We start from the raw sequence: 14,507 nt of genomic DNA on the forward strand, positions 1-14,507 counted from the left end.
TTATTAGTTACGAGAGAGGAAAATAAAGAGCAACTTTTATTTTTTAAAATTGAATATTTTATTTTTTCTTGTTATCTTTGCCACAACGAGTCTGAGCTGAACCCAAATATGATGCAATAAAACTTAATGTAGCAGAACATATAATTGTTGATCTAGGGTCAGCACCATCTGTGCCACCATAAACCAATTGCATTTCTTCAAGGGATAATTCTTTCAAACTCTTTCCGATTACAAAATCATTTTTCATTTTAATTTACCCCAAACAATCATTATTGTAGCTAACTAGCCCCCCAATACCAGAAACAAGTGCACTAATACATACTTTCGAGCTAGCTGCAGCTGATTTCAAAATTAAAGGAGTAGGCGTCCAACGTGGCTCTGCACCATCAGATGCACCATATATTAAACTCATTTCATCAGCAGACAATGATTTTAAACTTTTTCCACAAAATTTTTCGTTTGAATTAAAGTTGGTCATAAGTAATAACTCCTCCTTATAAAAAGTTAAATAAGTTGCTCTATATTTTTTGTTTTTTTAGATAAATTATAACTCTATCATTCTCGTGCAAAATACCGGGTTTTAATCTGCCTTCCCAACATCAAGACCATTGGACTTCTTTTGTGATTGCACTCGAATCTCCAATTGTTTATTCTTCTGAATGAATTGTTGGTAAGGAATTGTATTACTAAACATAAAAACACCTAGTAATGCAAATGTAACTATTTTTTTAATTCCACGTTTTTTTCTCATGCAATGAAACCCCTTTCTGTTTCCTTGTTTTTATTCTAACATATATACATTATTCAGTCAAGTATTTTTATTATATTTTGAACTTTTTTTTTTTTTTTATTACCATAAAGAATTATTTATTTCTTTAACTTGCTATTTTGAACTAAAAGTTTTATAATGAAATTAAGCAAATAGGAAGGATTATTATCTTTAATGAATACACTCGCAGAGAAATTCAGATTGAAAAGAAAAGAGTTGAGACTCTCCCAACAAACTCTTGCAGAAGGAATTTGTGAACAAAGCCAGATTAGTAAAATTGAGAGAGGACATTTCATTCCCTCCGCAGACCTTTTGTTCAAACTCTCCCAACGACTTGAAGTACCATTAGATTATTTTTTTAATGAACAAATTGAAATTAAATCTAACCTCTCTAATTTTAAGCAATTATCTGCTCGACTATTAGATGACAGAAATTATGACAATTTGGAATATATTTATAGAATAGAGATTGAACGAAGTACTTTTCTAACACTAGAAGACCGAACTTACCTTGAATGGATTAAAGCTATTATTGACTTCTATCAATATGACAGTAAGTGTGAGGCAATTTCTTCATTGGAAAATATATTATTAAAAGTCTCCTCAAATACTCTGATTTATTTAAAGGCATTGAATACTCTATCTAATTTCTATTCCTTAGTGGGTCGTGAACAAGAATATGAGGCAAACTACTCTCATTTAATGGAGTTATATCAGACAAAAAATTTTGAGCATCAAGAGTTTTTATTTGGCTACATCAGAGTTCGTTACAACTACGCTCACTACCTAGTGTCAAAGGAAAAATATAACGAAGCCATCCAAGAAGCTCTTGAGACGATTGAACTCTGTAAACAAAGACAGACAAGCTACCAACTGGCTCCTCTACTTATTCTTGTAGGAAATTCTGGAGCCAAATTTCTAGACAAAGAACAAGTCAAAAATTATTATATAGAAGCAAGAGAGTTATGTAAGATTTATAACAATCCTTTAATGTTGATGAAGATAGAAAATTATTTGAAAGAATTAGATACTGTTTAGTTAATCTTGACATTATAGTTTTTCTGAAACGTTAAATAACCTGTAAGGCTGATAGTGAAATTAATACTATCAGCCTTATAATTTTTCCATGGTATCTCAAATAACTATACTGATTTTGTTGCCCGTTCTAATTTGGTAACATTTTGATTTCTTGTGTTATCAAGTATATTGATAAAATTCTCTAATCTCCTAACCTTATAATCATAATCATCTATCCATTTAGTAATAAATCTTTGATTTTCTTCGATTTCTTTCTCCACCTGCTCCAGTTTGATAGCTGAAGTCAGGTTCATCTTGGCATAGTCATATTTTGCCAGTCTTCTATTTTCTGGGTCTGAGTTGTTGAGATCGATTAAGACCTCTGCTACCTTGTTTAGATGAGCAACCTTATCCTGCAAATCTGTAATGGTCAAATCCAGCTGGGCGATTTCCTTGATTAACTCATCTTTAGGATTAGTTCTTGTTATTCCAATAGTATTTCTATACTAAATTTTTTATCAAATTCCTTATCATTCAGTACTTTTACAAACATTTCTAAATTTTTTATTAAGCTCTCATACTCATAAAGATAATGATCTAGCTCCCCTTGAAACGCTCTTATTTCTTCGCTTACTTGTTCTACTGTAATTGATTCTGGCAAATTTAATTTTGAAAAGTCATATCTTGCAAGCTTTCGACTACTCACATCCTCACTCTTTAAATTGATAAGCACTTCCGCCATCTTATTTAAGTTGGCGATTTTTTCATTAATTTGATTTAGTTTTATATCTATCTCTGCTATTTCTTTTACTAACTCGTCTTTAATGTCTTGGTATTTCTTATCTGCTTCAGTTAATTCAATGAAGAGGTTAATCTCAGTAATCTTTTCCTGTAGACTCTTAACTGTAGGTCTTCTGTATGGTATTACTCGACTATCGTTGGTTAGCTGTCTTATTAATGTTCGTCCTTTGACATACTGATTCTTATCCGAATGTTCTTTGTTATATACAAAGTATGAAGTTGTCTCACGTATAAAGATTTTATATTTTGTTTGATTCTCTTCTTCCAGAATATCTAATTGATAATTGGGAATGAAAATGAGACCACTCTGCTTAATACCAAAAGACACTTTGATATAAATGCCCTCATCAACCAGCTTCTCTATTTGGTTCTCTGCAAGTTCCACTTCAAATTCATGAACAGCATCTCTCTTTTCCTTAAATGTCTCAAAGGCTTCCTCAATCTCTTCAGTGGATACTTTATCCTTATCTCGTTCTTCTTGGAAAGCATGGTACTGTTCCTGTAAATTCTCTAATCCTTCTGAATCAATGACTTCCTTATTTTTAAAATAATCTTGAAAAAATTTGACATCATATAATTTCTTATCACTTATTTTTTGATGACCCAAACTTATCTTTTGATTATCTTCTTCCAGGATAAAAGTTACATTTTTTTGTTTTAAGTCAATGGTTAGATTCAATTCTTTTGCTTTTGTTATTAGATCTTCTATAGAATCGATACGGTTCAACAAAAATTCTAAACGACTTTCAATCTCTTGCTTAGCAAAATGCGTTCTAAAAAATTCTTCATCATATAGATCTCGTTTGCTGAGTTGGCGTCCTCGAATTGGTTTTATCATCGTTCTATCTGTCATCAAAAAACGGCTATGCTTTTGACTAAAATCAATCTGAACATGCAACTGCTTTGCTTTCTCTAAAAAATCATCAAACGATTTAGATTGCTGCAGCAAAAAATAAAGACGTTGCTTTAATTCAAATTTATGACTAGACTGCCTATATTTTTGATAGTCACGGTAAGAAAAACTCTTCTCAATAATTTTCGCCCCAGCCACTTTAGAAATACGGTCTGAAATCATACGGAGGTTTCGTTCCAAGGCATAGTTCCATATCAACTTTTTATCTGAATTGCGGTCAATAGAGTTGATTAGGATGTGATTATGAACATGATTTTTGTCTGTGTGAGTTGCTACGATAAACTTAAAACGACCTCCTGTCAATTCCATCATGGTCTCATAACCAATGCGGTTAATTTCTTCAGGTGTCAGATTATCTTCAGGAGAAAATGATTGAATGAGGTGATGAGCATGAATAGTTTGTTGGTTTTTTTCTTGTCGGTCGTTTCTGGATTCGTACAACTTGTCATTATTGGTGAAGTTGACATTGTACATCTCTACCATTTCTGCATGACTAGGGAAGTCTAAGTAATTGCTCATGCCAAAATCAGATACTAATTTTAGATTATCTGTTTTATCTGGATTGAGGATATATTTAATCAAACGCCTACGGTATTTTTTACCATGCGTCGCAAAGTGTTTAGTGACTACCATAAAACTCCTTCAGTCTATTCACTTCAACTTGAAAATCTTTCTCCACTCCAGTAATTAACTCACTAACTCCCTTACTCAATTCTTGTAATTGTTCCTGAGAAATCAGATGGCTTTGATTAATCGCACGCGCAATTTGATTGATGTTATTTCCAATCCGTCTCAATTCAAAAACTAACTGGTCATAAGTATCAGTGTTAATCGTGACAAATGACATATTGGGATTAAGCAAAACTTTTCTGGCATAGACTGAGAAATTTTGACAATTGCTCTTAGCAATCCGTTCATTCAATTGGTGTAATTCTGGATCAGTTAGAAATACTTTTTTGAGATTGGTACGATAGCGATAAACCATTACATCCTCCTAACCCATATATTTTTCTCGGAACTCACGACTGAGTGGCTGCACTTGATTCACTTCTGCAATCAATTCTTGAACGCAAGTCAATAAGATTGAGACGTGCTCTTGAGTCACTTGATGATTTTCTCTTGCGACAACCAGAACTTCATACATATCTCGACTAATCTGTTCAAACTTTTGAGACTGCCAAAGGGAGAACCAACTTTCAAAAATTCTATCCTGATAATTCTTTTTCAATAAATTTTGACGAAGAAATTCTGAGAAACTATCCACTTTTTGTTCCCTCATCATTTCTTTTATCTGTTTTTCTTCTTGTCTCGTGATTCTAAATTGCTTACGGATTAACTTAATTTCTTGTCCCATCTTACCATCCTTTCAACATTATACTTGTCTGACAATGTAAGGCTGCCTCACATTGTCAGTACGATTCCTAAAGACCTCGGTCTCTCCTTGTTCGGTCTTTGCGAGCTCAGATATTGTGTCCACAATATCCCAAAAATCATATCGCCAACCGACCAAAACCTTCCAGTTTTGACAGCCAACGATAAGATAACTTGGTGACTTCGCCCCCAAACCCCCAGTAGAAAATTGAGGATTGATTTTCTTAGGATGATATTAGGATAGCAAGGATTATTTGAAGAAGTTATCACAGAGAAATGAGGGGATTAAAAAGAGAGCAAATGCTCTCTGAAAATTAATTTTTATATTTATCTGAATCTTCTAAAACATAAATTAGATTTTTATCTTGGATATTAATCCTTATCTCTGAGTCAATTATTTCTCCCACTTTTTCTTTATTTTTATCTTTTATCGTCATACTGGCATTGTCGTAAAAAAATTCCTCCCCCTCAATCTTAATTTTTTGATTTTGAAAAGATAATTTTTTATTATTATCTATTTTGTAATTTTTTTCTTCATCCTTAACTAACAAATAATAGCTACCTCTATATCTCGATCTCATATCATTATACAATAACTGTGAAACTACAATTGAAGTCGATAGTAGCAGTATAAAGAAAATCCAAATACTATGATTAGGTTTATGACTATTGGTAATATTGTGAAAGTTGTTATTTTTTTTAATTACTAACAATCTGGCAATTTTCTTCAATATACTGTCGCTATATTCTCCCCAAATTACTATTGAAAATGTTAAAAATAGTAATTTTATTACTATTGTGTAAAAATTAAAAAAAGATAGTAATGAATTTTCACCCATTTCAAGATTAGTATTGGACATCCGATTTATCAAATATAAAAAAATTTCGCTTTTCGAAATAATTTCTGAAAACAATAAAGAACAGTATAACAATGGGATAAATAATAAGATTTTACATTTTATTCTAAACAATCTAATATTTAGTGAATGTTCTTTAAATGCTATCTTTCTTTCTCTTTTAGATAGGAAATATTGAATTTCATTAGTTAATAAATGATTAACTATAGTTACTAATATTAGAGATACAAAGGTCCAATTTAACAACGAATCATTAATTCCAATAACTGAAAGCACTATTATTGGAATTACAATATAGATGAAAGAAATGAATGGGGCAATCTTTATAAGATCAAACACTAGACGATAAACTAGCAATATACTCACTAACCATTTTAGATCAAAAATAAAATACTGTTTACAACTTTCAATACTTATGTACAAGATGAAGATAAATATATAAGTCAGAAAATTAATACCTAGTGTACACCAATACTCTATATCTTTTCTCTGTACGTTTTTTAACATTTGGATTTTTATAGTGCCTAAATCTGTATCGATTTTCTTATGATTTATATATACAAAACCTATTAGAAAAATAAAAGAAAGTATTCCTAGTAGATCAAATGTTTTGTGCATACTAATAAAATAAAATAAAAGAAAAATACTGTTTATAAAAATCGTTACAAAATAATGCCATTTCATAGGCTTATTAATAAATAAACTATATAATGAACTTCTTATCTTTTTCATCATACGAAACCTCCGATAAATATATTGATTGAAATAACTATATGTTTTAAAATAAAAAATTAGTAAATTCTCACAATTTAAAACAATGTCTCTGATATTCATACTGTCTAATGCCACTACTATCTTTGTTCATCTTTATAGAAAAAATAAAGTAATGGTCACGACCGTCTAAAGATTTGCTTTTGTTTAATTTAAAATAATGTTTCTGAGACATAGCCATTGTGCGTAAAATATCATCCGTAATAAATGTTAATGGTATGTCTAAAGCAGAATACTTGTAAAAATCTGACTCAAACCGTAAATAAGAATCAGAAAAATAATCCAGCTGCAATTTATCATCATATAATTCTTTACGATTCATATAAATCTACCCCTTCTATCTGTATATCGAGTATATCATCCCATCTTAATCGAAGAAAACCAGAGTCTGATTTTATAGATATAAACTCTTTTCCAATCTCTTTAACAATACCTGATACTACTTTTCTTTGATTAGAAAACTTAAAAACAAAAGTTGCAGGGAATACATTCGTATAAAGTTGACGAACAAATAGAACTTTCTCTTCCAATGATAGGGAAATGGAGATATCTTCTTTATTTTTTTCTGCCCAAAGAGAACTGGAATGTTCTGATAAAAAGAAGCCCATCCACTTAGCCATGCCACGATCCTGATATACTCGGGCAGACTCAAAAGGTAAATAAGAACGATTCATCATTTTAGTCCATCTAATCCTCCAGCTGAATGACCACCAATGAGTTTGCTTCTAGCAATGGTTCTAGAAGCTTGATCCAGGGCATTTCCTTTTAATAGCGAAGTGAACCCAAATTCTGTTCGAATAGCGTCGATTGTGGACTGGAGCCTTTCTTCTTTTTCTATTTTTTCAATATCATCAAATAATGAAATCAATCCAAAGGATTCATCCACTAAACCAGAATAGTTAACCGCAACATTCCTGATAGCTCCTGAAGTATATTTAGTGTGAAATAACTTTAAAACGTAGTTTGTCAGTAGTGCTGTTTGATTGGTTGGTTCAATTTTCATTTGAGTATTGATAGAACGCTTTTGTTCCACTTTAGAGTAGCCTAGATGTATAGAAACTACTGTTGCTTTTTTACCAGCTCTTCTCAATCTAACTGCAACTTGTTCTGCCATCTCACGAAGGATTATTTCAATATCTCTTTGCTTTACATAATCTCTAGGTAAAACTTGAGAGTTCCCTATCCCTTTTGACTTTGGCTTATAAGGTTTATGAACATTACTTTCATCAATCCCATTGGCATGGAACCATAACTCTAGACCCATGATACCAAGCTCTTTTTTTATCAAGTCAGGATTAGCCTGAGCCAATTCTTTAATCGAAAAGATACCTAAATTATGTAATCTCATCTCCATGCGATTTCCAATTCCCCAGAAATCTGTCATTTTAGGAATAGTCCATACTTTCTTTTCGACATCCTCATAGGACCAATTGGCTCTCATTGTCGGAGTCTTTTTAGCTTCATTATCAAGTGCCAACTTAGCTAATAAGGGATTGGAATTAGACATGCCTACCGTTGAATAGATTCCTGTTTTTCTCCAAATCTTTTTTTGAATGGCCGCCGAAATAATATCTAACTTATCTTTTCGACTAATCCTTTTATCAGGCACAAAATAATTTAATGAACTGGTTAAATCAATAAATCCTTCATCAATTGAATAGGGATAAATATCGTCTGGTGCCGCAAATTCTTGAAAAATTTTTTGAATCTCCATATTGACTGCAATATAAGTATCCATTCTCGGAGGAACAATCACGGTTGATTTTGCCCATTCCTCTATATAGCGGACATAGTCTATCGTTGTCGGTAAACCTTGCTTTCTAGCATTATAATAAGAAAATTTGCGAGTCTTTACATCAAATGGTAAATCATAGGAACGTCCAACGTTCGACTTTCCAAAGACCTTTTTAAACATAGGAGAGGAAGCAAGAATTAAACCCGCAGAATTATCTGCACGACTCATAACACAAAGCGAAGTCTTAAGTGGATGCAGGCCTCTGTATACACACTCTACACTTGCGTAAAAAGATTTCATATCAATAAAGGCAATGTCACTACTTGGCTCGAGACTATAATCAAACCAACTCATACTTAGTCCTCTAAAGGTATAAAGTTCCCAACGATTTTCCCTATAATGCGAGGATTCTCATCATATGGCGCAAACTTATCTGAATAGTTCCGATTGAGTGAAACTAATCGAAGACCATTTTCTTCACGATAAACTTTCTTGATATAGGTTTGACCATCCCAATCGATCGCATAAATAGCCCCGTCATAATCAAATCCTGTTTGCTTAATAAGGGCTACCGAACCATTTTCATATGTCGGTTCCATTGAATTTCCAAATACCCACGATGCAAAATCATAATCAAATTGATGATTGAAGTAAACTGTATCGTAATTACCATCATCAAAGTAAGCTGTTCCTGTACCAGCTGATAATTTTTCGTAAACTTTATAAGCAAAACGCTCAGGAATTTCTACAACCTTCGCATTCTGTTTGTTCAACAGTTCTTTAGCATAATGAAGTGTTGATTTTTGATTCCTTTCCGTTAGTTTGAGATAGGTTTCAACTATTTCATACTCTGATTCAAAATATCGAGGATCGACACCTAAAATCTGGCTCAATTTACTCAGATTATTGTGATTAGGCTTTGTTTTACCTGATTCCCAATTAAAGTATGAAGCTCTACTAATTCCCAAACTGGATGCAAGTTGTGATTGCGATAACCCTTGACTTTCTCTTTTTTCTTTTAATTTAGTAGGTGAAAACATCTTTTCTCCTTTGTAAGTTTATTAACTAACAAAAGAATACCATAGCTTCTTGAAAAAATCAAGAGTTTAATAAAACCCAAGATTTAAAATAATCATAAACTACAAGAAATCATCACTGAAGAATGCTAAAACTTTTGAAAAAATTTGAAGAAGAAAATAGAGAATATAAAAAAGGATCGTTATTTTTTAATTGACGATCCAATAGACTTTATTTTAAAATTCTAACTCTAACAACCATTTCGATTAGTTAAATCTTTCAATCTTTCTTCTCCAGATTTAAGCATCTCTTTCTCAACTGGATTCCATTCTCCAAATAGTAAATCATGAAGAACGGTTGCTGCTGAAGTTGTATTTTCTTTTGAATCATATACACAGCTTCTATCTCGTTGGTAAATTTGAATTCTTTCAAAGATAGCTAGTTCTTCCAATTGCCGTGTATTATCAACTAGATGATTTACAATGAAATCATGATGTTCTTTTGGAGTTGCGCGTGCTTGATTTGGATTGATAGCGTATAGTTCTTCGTATCGGATAAGGGTGCTCAGATAGGACAGCTTAGGCTTTGTCGCAATTAAGGCTAATTTTACTTTATATCCCATATTTTTCAAGAGTTGTGCTGTTTTCTTTGGAACATCAATTATCCGTAAAGTTCCCTCAATCAAAAGATTGTATCCCAAATGACTCAATTCTCTTACTAAAGACTCTACCATTTTTCCTGCAAAAACTTTGGTGTATTCAACACTGTCTTTGCCATATTCTTGCTGAAGCTCTAAATAGTGTGGATGCTGAGAACGAAAACTATCACCATCTATGATAACAATATTTCCTTGAAACTCTTTCTGTTTAATACGATGAATTGTAGTCTTACCGGCACCACTTTGCCCTCCAAGCAAAATCGCTATAGGTTGCTTACTGGACTTTTTTCCTCTTGTCAGTGAACGAAGATTCCGTGCTAGAGCATGTTTGAATTCACTATCAGTATAATCTTGGATATCCATTAGGCTACCATCCGTTTTTCAGATATCTCTAACATACGTTCAATTCCATCCAAATAGCCACTATATCTCTCTATTTCATCAAAAGTTTCAACTAGATAGATATTCGTATGAATCAAATCAGAAAGATCATCACTCATTAAAATCCAAGGATTAGATTCATCATCAATGCTAATCCCCTGACTATCTTGATAACGATAGAGTCGTGATAATAGATTAGCACCTCTTTCTTTCACAATTTCAATTTTTAAAGTCAATTCATAATCTTCAACAGGATTCAGCATTTTATCTTCTCCTACAATATCGACATAAGATACATTAAACTTCTGACAAATGATGTCTATTAGTTCCGTAGAGACTGAACTCGTTCCATTTTCATACCGGCTCAAGCTATTTCGAGAAATTCCTACAATTCGGGCAAAGTCGTCTTGTGTTAAGTCATGTGTTTTACGTAAGGATTTTATGTTCTTTCCAATCATGGCAAACTCCTTTTATTTTTATACCACCATTATAACATTTAGAAAAAGTAAATGCACCATTTTTGGTGCATTATTGGCTGTTTTTCCTAAATCTCTCTAAATTCTTCTCCAATTGTTCCTTATGAAGTTGATTCTTAGCTTCCTTTAATGTGTCGTCCAAAGTTTCTTCTCTGTAAGTTGCTTCTGTTTTTAGTTGTTGTGATTCTTGATTTGGAGTGAAAATGATATCTAGCAGTCGGTCTATTTTTTCAAGATCTTGGACAGACATATCAGATAGTCTATGAATCAGCTTTTTAAATACATCACTATTGTCGTGATTTTTCTTAAAAAATGTTGTAAACATCTATAACCTCTCAAAAAAAGCAGCCTATCAGGACTGCTTAGTGTAATTCCGAAATCGCATCATAAATGGACTGTAATTTCTTATTGTCTTTATTCTTTGTGTCAATAAATGTATGTAGCTCTTCAATTTTCTTTTGACTGCTTTGAATATCGCTATTGTTATCCGCAATAAGTCTTTTAAGATGTTGCTGATAACTTGTAGTGATATCTGTCTCTTTTCCTGTTCTAACCTCTGTAACTTTGGGCTTAGAACTAGAATTTGATTCCGTCACAGGTGCTTGTTTACGCTTTTGAAAAGCTGCTTCATAATTTACATCATTACCTCCTTGATGATTTCCAAATAAGGCCGCAATTTTATCTGGATCTTCTTGATTTTCTGATTTACTTTCTAATGGTTGATTAAAATTCCAATCTTTTGTCATTCACTCATTTCATCCTTTCTAAATTCAGAATCATCGAATTGTCTTTCTTTACCAAAGGCATGGTCAAGAGCTTCTTCAAAACTCATGTGACTAATGCTTTGACGCCTTTTGAACGTCGCAAACATCGCTGTCTCCAGTTGCTCTTTATAAGCAGCTAGTTTTTCTGTCTCTCTTGCTACCTTACTTTCTTGCCTAGTGACCTTTTCTTCTAAGCGTTCAATAATGGTCATATACGATCCTCCTTCATTCTAATATTAGCTAAAACACCTTGATTTTGTTATCACAATTCTAAACATTGAGAGGTTTGTCTTACTGGTTGATTCCCCAATGTCTCTTTTGCAGTCTCAAGCATACATTGTAAATCTGATTTCTTTTCTCTAAGAACATCATTCCAGTCTATCTTTACTTTCCCAGATTCATTATCAGGTAAATCCAGTAAAACAGGAAATCCTGATTGAGATAACTTATCAGAAAAATCTTTTCCTGCATCATCACAATCTACCGCAAGTGTCAATAAATCAGGATGATTATCAAAATAGCTGGTGGTATCACGAATTGTATTCATCAAAGGCAATAACTTTGAAGGTATTACTGTATCTAAGAATTCCAACTTCTGATTTTCTTCAGCTATTAGTCGTAAAGTTTGATAAGCAACAACAGACCTTTTTAATCCCTCCATAGATACCAAACGAACATCAAATAGATTTTGTTGATGAAGTTCGTAATAGCTCATCAAGTCGATAAACGATTCACAAAAGACCAGTCTATTTGGTTTACCAATGTCAAAGGATATTCCAACATGTCCATGGCTTCCTTTTAGAATCGTTTTTAACCTCTCTCTAGGAAGAGAGTGATTCTTATATATCCCTTGTAAGCTTGCCGCCTGCAGTTTGTGTCGATGATCAAAGCTTTTAAAAACAATAACAGGTTCAACAGTTTCATTTGTTTTCCAACTGGCTTGTGACATCAAACCTTGTTGAATCATCTTTTGTATGATTTCTTCTGAAATTCCTCTACATTCTGTTAAATAATATCTGGCCAGACTACAGTTAGAATCTTCTATTCTCTTTAAAGGATAATAAAATGGTCTCTCTCTTTTTTCTTGAACAGCTTCTTTTTGAAAAGGTTCTTCAGAAAGAAAGGCTAGAGCTTCTTTAAAGGAAATTCCCTTAACAAGTCGAACAAAATCAATGACATCCCCTTGAATATCTCTTGAAAACCATTTAAAAGTATTGGTAGTTGAAAAAATCCGAAATGAATCATGTTCAGGATGTTCATAGACACTGCTCGAAACTTGTTTAAAGGAGATACCTAAACGATTGGCTACATCAAGAATTGAAATTTGCTTACATTCTTCTATTTCCATGCAATATCATCATTTTGTTGTAGTATTTGGCAGTGATGGAACAGATGAGGATTCTTCCAAAGTTTTAGGAGTAGCCTTATCCAAATCATCTAACCCAGATTTCCAAACCTGTACTTGATTGACCAATAACTTACCTGGTAGTTTCGAATAAGACAACTTAACCGTTCTGGTTTCTGTCTGATTGGTCTTTGATTGGTTGGCATTCTTTAAATCAGATACATAGGTTACATTATAAGAGACCATGGCAATGGCTTGATTCGTAGTCTGATTGACAAAGATATCTGCTTTTTCAAAATGATAATCCAAAATATAATCCTTATACACTTGGTTCATGGCATCATTTTGACTTGACAATTCTTGGGAATAAGCCGATTCAGTCATATAAGGTTGAATACGTGTATTATTTTCTCCGAGCTTTTCTTTCGTATAGTACTGCGTCAAAAATTCTTTTACAGTATCCGATGACAAAATGCTGGCTTTATCTTCTTCTTGTTTGTCCTCTACAAGTTTAGCTGCAGCCAATTCGATTTCTTTGCGACTTTGTTTAGCAGTAGAATGTTGACCAGCAGTATATCCCATCATGAGAATAAAGCTAGTTGCAGCCACTGCTCCAACACTAATTAAGGCTTTAGTTTTGACTTTATTTAACATCTTAGACCTTCTTTCTATAAAAACTAGGTCAAGAATAACAAAAAGAACTTGTAAGTTTTATCACATCACAACGAAAGGTAATTTCTACATTTTAGGCGCAAAATCGTACAGTTCAGAGAAAAATATCAAAATTAGCTGTCTTCAGTTTATAATATAAATATGAACAAATTAAAAGAAGAAAATTTGAGAAGAGCTCTTTCTCATATTGAACGCCATAAACAAGCCATAAATACAAGTAATAATAGTGAGGATAATGATTTTCATAAATTATTACTCCAATTTAGCTATGATGTATATGAAAGAATCAAGGTAAATAAAAAACCTTATCCGAATTTAGATTCAGATAACGTCTTTTGACTATCTAAAAAGTTCACATTTTTTTCTTATTTATGGAGTTAATGAAGCGCCAACTGAATCCTAGAACCAACATCAGATTTATGAAAAGGTACACAGACGTAAAACTAATTAAACCATGTCGTCTGATATCTTCAAAGTATAAAGTCGGTTCAGTAAAGAACAGATAAATTCCATAGACCTCCACGAAAATAAGAAAACTGATAAAACCAATAAGGAAAAGTCCACTGGCAATAAGAAAGAGTCTCCATAAAAGAATGAGAATTCCTCCTACTGCTAAAAAAATTACTGGGATAAGGAGTAAATCATTCATGACTTTCTCCTTTCTAGTCAATCAACTGACGATAATGGGTGGCAAGAGAGGAATCAAACTCTTCTAATTTTTGAACCAATTCCAGATACTCCTCTTTTTCATGTTCTTCAAAGTCCACACCTCGATGATTCTGAAGAGCGATTTCCAATTGACTAGTGAATTCTCGTATAGAAAAGCTGTAATCGCCTGTCACTTCCTCATAATGTTCCTTTAGTTCCTTGTAGGCATGGTATTCTTCAGGTGTTTGAAATCCCTGTACCAAAGCCTCTTCTAATTGATAATAGGTATCTTCCATCATAATTATTACCTCG

General features: G+C 32.7%; 22 protein-coding genes and 1 pseudogene. 2 read left to right on the forward strand and 21 right to left on the reverse strand.

All coding sequences use genetic code 11. The features are described 5' to 3' along the window. Positions 1-58: 58 nt before the first annotated feature. From pneA2 to ACLNCW_RS01695, 3 genes are all read right to left on the reverse strand, one after another. Positions 59-247, reverse strand: a complete 189-nt coding sequence (gene pneA2, locus ACLNCW_RS01685) for a two-peptide bacteriocin subunit PneA2 (protein WP_000786759.1) — start codon at positions 245-247, stop codon at positions 59-61. A 6-nt stretch (positions 248-253) separates the two neighbouring features. After that, positions 254-478 (reverse strand): lichenicidin A2 family type 2 lantibiotic, encoded by a 225-nt coding sequence (gene pneA1, locus ACLNCW_RS01690; protein ID WP_247933249.1) that lies wholly within the window; start codon positions 476-478, stop codon positions 254-256. Between the two features lie 102 nt (positions 479-580). After that, positions 581-751 carry a PhrA family quorum-sensing system peptide gene (locus ACLNCW_RS01695; RefSeq protein ID WP_049535054.1) on the reverse strand — a complete coding sequence of 57 codons (171 nt, stop codon included), beginning with the start codon at positions 749-751 and terminating at the stop codon, positions 581-583. A gap of 192 nt (positions 752-943) precedes the next feature. Here ACLNCW_RS01695 and ACLNCW_RS01700 point away from each other — a divergent pair, with 192 nt between their 5' ends. After that, positions 944-1,807 (forward strand): helix-turn-helix domain-containing protein, encoded by an 864-nt coding sequence (locus tag ACLNCW_RS01700; RefSeq protein ID WP_424845257.1) that lies wholly within the window; start codon positions 944-946, stop codon positions 1,805-1,807. A 104-nt stretch (positions 1,808-1,911) separates the two neighbouring features. Here the strand turns inward: ACLNCW_RS01700 and ACLNCW_RS01705 are convergent. The 16 genes and pseudogenes from ACLNCW_RS01705 to ACLNCW_RS01780 form a co-directional block, all read right to left on the reverse strand. Next, a pseudogene (locus ACLNCW_RS01705) lies at positions 1,912-2,256 on the reverse strand (helical hairpin domain-containing protein); the annotation flags it as partial. Between the two features lie 14 nt (positions 2,257-2,270). Further along, positions 2,271-4,133 (reverse strand): SAG1250 family conjugative relaxase, encoded by a 1,863-nt coding sequence (locus ACLNCW_RS01710; RefSeq protein ID WP_424845258.1) that lies wholly within the window; start codon positions 4,131-4,133, stop codon positions 2,271-2,273. Further along, the gene (gene mobC, locus ACLNCW_RS01715; protein ID WP_424845259.1) at positions 4,120-4,485 is read right to left on the reverse strand and encodes a plasmid mobilization relaxosome protein MobC; all 366 of its coding nucleotides are present in this window, start codon (positions 4,483-4,485) and stop codon (positions 4,120-4,122) included. Before mobC ends, ACLNCW_RS01710 begins: the two co-directional genes overlap by 14 nt. 9 nt (positions 4,486-4,494) lie before the next feature. After that, positions 4,495-4,854: an SAG1252 family conjugative relaxosome accessory protein gene (locus tag ACLNCW_RS01720; protein WP_424845260.1), complete on the reverse strand. Its 360-nt coding sequence runs from the start codon at positions 4,852-4,854 to the stop codon at positions 4,495-4,497. A 331-nt stretch (positions 4,855-5,185) separates the two neighbouring features. Beyond that, positions 5,186-6,463: a hypothetical protein gene (locus ACLNCW_RS01725; RefSeq protein ID WP_424845261.1), complete on the reverse strand. Its 1,278-nt coding sequence runs from the start codon at positions 6,461-6,463 to the stop codon at positions 5,186-5,188. Positions 6,464-6,530: 67 nt separating this feature from the next. Then, positions 6,531-6,821, reverse strand: a complete 291-nt coding sequence (locus tag ACLNCW_RS01730) for a DUF5960 family protein (protein ID WP_176139615.1) — start codon at positions 6,819-6,821, stop codon at positions 6,531-6,533. After that, on the reverse strand, positions 6,811-7,176 hold the full coding sequence (locus tag ACLNCW_RS01735) for a hypothetical protein (protein WP_424845262.1): 366 nt from the start codon (positions 7,174-7,176) through the stop codon (positions 6,811-6,813). Before ACLNCW_RS01735 ends, ACLNCW_RS01730 begins: the two co-directional genes overlap by 11 nt. Next, positions 7,173-8,588: a Y-family DNA polymerase gene (locus ACLNCW_RS01740; RefSeq protein ID WP_424845263.1), complete on the reverse strand. Its 1,416-nt coding sequence runs from the start codon at positions 8,586-8,588 to the stop codon at positions 7,173-7,175. The genes ACLNCW_RS01735 and ACLNCW_RS01740 overlap by 4 nt, the downstream gene beginning before the upstream one ends. A gap of 2 nt (positions 8,589-8,590) precedes the next feature. Continuing rightward, positions 8,591-9,274: an XRE family transcriptional regulator gene (locus ACLNCW_RS01745; protein ID WP_424845264.1), complete on the reverse strand. Its 684-nt coding sequence runs from the start codon at positions 9,272-9,274 to the stop codon at positions 8,591-8,593. Positions 9,275-9,501: 227 nt separating this feature from the next. Further along, positions 9,502-10,272 (reverse strand): type II toxin-antitoxin system toxin PezT, encoded by a 771-nt coding sequence (gene pezT, locus ACLNCW_RS01750; RefSeq protein ID WP_424845265.1) that lies wholly within the window; start codon positions 10,270-10,272, stop codon positions 9,502-9,504. Then, positions 10,272-10,748: a type II toxin-antitoxin system antitoxin PezA gene (gene pezA, locus ACLNCW_RS01755; protein ID WP_000579597.1), complete on the reverse strand. Its 477-nt coding sequence runs from the start codon at positions 10,746-10,748 to the stop codon at positions 10,272-10,274. The genes pezT and pezA overlap by 1 nt, the downstream gene beginning before the upstream one ends. Positions 10,749-10,818: 70 nt before the next feature. Then, positions 10,819-11,091: a hypothetical protein gene (locus tag ACLNCW_RS01760; protein WP_000495446.1), complete on the reverse strand. Its 273-nt coding sequence runs from the start codon at positions 11,089-11,091 to the stop codon at positions 10,819-10,821. Between the two features lie 37 nt (positions 11,092-11,128). Continuing rightward, positions 11,129-11,512 carry a DUF5945 family protein gene (locus tag ACLNCW_RS01765; protein WP_414302198.1) on the reverse strand — a complete coding sequence of 128 codons (384 nt, stop codon included), beginning with the start codon at positions 11,510-11,512 and terminating at the stop codon, positions 11,129-11,131. Then, positions 11,509-11,742: a DUF5965 family protein gene (locus ACLNCW_RS01770; protein ID WP_000152419.1), complete on the reverse strand. Its 234-nt coding sequence runs from the start codon at positions 11,740-11,742 to the stop codon at positions 11,509-11,511. Before ACLNCW_RS01770 ends, ACLNCW_RS01765 begins: the two co-directional genes overlap by 4 nt. 50 nt (positions 11,743-11,792) lie before the next feature. Then, positions 11,793-12,878 carry a DNA primase gene (locus tag ACLNCW_RS01775; RefSeq protein ID WP_424845266.1) on the reverse strand — a complete coding sequence of 362 codons (1,086 nt, stop codon included), beginning with the start codon at positions 12,876-12,878 and terminating at the stop codon, positions 11,793-11,795. 9 nt (positions 12,879-12,887) lie between these two features. After that, positions 12,888-13,529, reverse strand: a complete 642-nt coding sequence (locus ACLNCW_RS01780) for a hypothetical protein (RefSeq protein ID WP_033607223.1) — start codon at positions 13,527-13,529, stop codon at positions 12,888-12,890. Positions 13,530-13,688: 159 nt separating this feature from the next. Here ACLNCW_RS01780 and ACLNCW_RS01785 point away from each other — a divergent pair, with 159 nt between their 5' ends. Beyond that, the gene (locus ACLNCW_RS01785) at positions 13,689-13,886 is read left to right on the forward strand and encodes a hypothetical protein (protein ID WP_424845267.1); all 198 of its coding nucleotides are present in this window, start codon (positions 13,689-13,691) and stop codon (positions 13,884-13,886) included. A gap of 13 nt (positions 13,887-13,899) precedes the next feature. Here ACLNCW_RS01785 and ACLNCW_RS01790 read toward each other — a convergent pair whose 3' ends face one another. Both ACLNCW_RS01790 and ACLNCW_RS01795 read right to left on the reverse strand, forming a co-directional pair. Continuing rightward, positions 13,900-14,196, reverse strand: a complete 297-nt coding sequence (locus ACLNCW_RS01790; RefSeq protein ID WP_033607222.1) for a DUF5966 family protein — start codon at positions 14,194-14,196, stop codon at positions 13,900-13,902. 13 nt (positions 14,197-14,209) lie between these two features. Beyond that, a complete protein-coding gene (locus tag ACLNCW_RS01795; RefSeq protein WP_033607221.1) occupies positions 14,210-14,494 on the reverse strand; it encodes a DUF5962 family protein in 285 nt (94 codons plus the stop codon). Between the last annotated feature and the right edge of the window lie 13 nt (positions 14,495-14,507).

Origin of the sequence: Streptococcus sp. CL6.22, assembly GCF_049738055.1 — a bacterium.
GTDB lineage: Bacteria > Bacillota > Bacilli > Lactobacillales > Streptococcaceae > Streptococcus > Streptococcus mitis_DJ.

Bases quoted from the DNA above. Each gene is read 5' to 3' on its own strand.
- ACLNCW_RS01780 (WP_033607223.1), bottom strand. From the start codon at position 13,529: ATGTTAAATAAAGTCAAAACTAAAGCCTTAATTAGTGTTGGAGCAGTG.
- ACLNCW_RS01770 (WP_000152419.1), bottom strand. From the start codon at position 11,742: ATGACCATTATTGAACGCTTAGAAGAAAAGGTCACTAGGCAAGAAAGT.
- pezA (WP_000579597.1), bottom strand. From the start codon at position 10,748: ATGATTGGAAAGAACATAAAATCCTTACGTAAAACACATGACTTAACA.
- ACLNCW_RS01710 (WP_424845258.1), bottom strand. From the start codon at position 4,133: ATGGTAGTCACTAAACACTTTGCGACGCATGGTAAAAAATACCGTAGG.
- ACLNCW_RS01695 (WP_049535054.1), bottom strand. From the start codon at position 751: ATGAGAAAAAAACGTGGAATTAAAAAAATAGTTACATTTGCATTACTA.
- ACLNCW_RS01720 (WP_424845260.1), bottom strand. From the start codon at position 4,854: ATGGGACAAGAAATTAAGTTAATCCGTAAGCAATTTAGAATCACGAGA.
- ACLNCW_RS01795 (WP_033607221.1), bottom strand. From the start codon at position 14,494: ATGATGGAAGATACCTATTATCAATTAGAAGAGGCTTTGGTACAGGGA.
- ACLNCW_RS01745 (WP_424845264.1), bottom strand. From the start codon at position 9,274: ATGTTTTCACCTACTAAATTAAAAGAAAAAAGAGAAAGTCAAGGGTTA.
- ACLNCW_RS01790 (WP_033607222.1), bottom strand. From the start codon at position 14,196: ATGAATGATTTACTCCTTATCCCAGTAATTTTTTTAGCAGTAGGAGGA.
- ACLNCW_RS01735 (WP_424845262.1), bottom strand. From the start codon at position 7,176: ATGATGAATCGTTCTTATTTACCTTTTGAGTCTGCCCGAGTATATCAG.
- ACLNCW_RS01785 (WP_424845267.1), top strand. From the start codon at position 13,689: ATGAACAAATTAAAAGAAGAAAATTTGAGAAGAGCTCTTTCTCATATT.
- mobC (WP_424845259.1), bottom strand. From the start codon at position 4,485: ATGGTTTATCGCTATCGTACCAATCTCAAAAAAGTATTTCTAACTGAT.
- ACLNCW_RS01700 (WP_424845257.1), top strand. From the start codon at position 944: ATGAATACACTCGCAGAGAAATTCAGATTGAAAAGAAAAGAGTTGAGA.
- ACLNCW_RS01765 (WP_414302198.1), bottom strand. From the start codon at position 11,512: ATGACAAAAGATTGGAATTTTAATCAACCATTAGAAAGTAAATCAGAA.
- ACLNCW_RS01740 (WP_424845263.1), bottom strand. From the start codon at position 8,588: ATGAGTTGGTTTGATTATAGTCTCGAGCCAAGTAGTGACATTGCCTTT.
- ACLNCW_RS01760 (WP_000495446.1), bottom strand. From the start codon at position 11,091: ATGTTTACAACATTTTTTAAGAAAAATCACGACAATAGTGATGTATTT.
- ACLNCW_RS01775 (WP_424845266.1), bottom strand. From the start codon at position 12,878: ATGGAAATAGAAGAATGTAAGCAAATTTCAATTCTTGATGTAGCCAAT.
- ACLNCW_RS01725 (WP_424845261.1), bottom strand. From the start codon at position 6,463: ATGATGAAAAAGATAAGAAGTTCATTATATAGTTTATTTATTAATAAG.
- pneA2 (WP_000786759.1), bottom strand. From the start codon at position 247: ATGAAAAATGATTTTGTAATCGGAAAGAGTTTGAAAGAATTATCCCTT.
- pezT (WP_424845265.1), bottom strand. From the start codon at position 10,272: ATGGATATCCAAGATTATACTGATAGTGAATTCAAACATGCTCTAGCA.
- ACLNCW_RS01730 (WP_176139615.1), bottom strand. From the start codon at position 6,821: ATGAATCGTAAAGAATTATATGATGATAAATTGCAGCTGGATTATTTT.
- pneA1 (WP_247933249.1), bottom strand. From the start codon at position 478: ATGACCAACTTTAATTCAAACGAAAAATTTTGTGGAAAAAGTTTAAAA.